This window comes from Mesorhizobium sp. GbtcB19 (genome assembly GCF_019091085.1).
GTDB lineage: Bacteria > Pseudomonadota > Alphaproteobacteria > Rhizobiales > Rhizobiaceae > Mesorhizobium.
Map to the genome: position 1 here is coordinate 1 of NZ_JAGXJY010000612.1, position 231 is coordinate 231.

The following is a 231-nucleotide window of genomic DNA, read 5'->3' on the forward strand; positions in this document are numbered from 1 at the left end:
CAGCAGCGGAACTTCGAAGCCTCCATAGCCGTAGAGCAGCGCTGGCACTGGTCCTTTCTGGCCGCGCCGCCGCACCACGAAATACCGGATGATCGTGCCGTCCTTCGAGCGCGCCTCGGACTGCTCCGAAACATAGGGCGAGGCATCGAAGCGGGCCGGCTGCGACTTCACGGGTTTAAGCGTCTCGCCATCGTCGTCCGACCAGTTGATCGAGCTCGGCGTCAGGAAATC

The 231-nt window shown here is 63.2% G+C and carries 1 pseudogene; it reads right to left on the reverse strand.

The features are described from left to right. Positions 1-231 (reverse strand): annotated as a pseudogene (locus KVT37_RS33205) (S9 family peptidase); the annotation flags it as partial.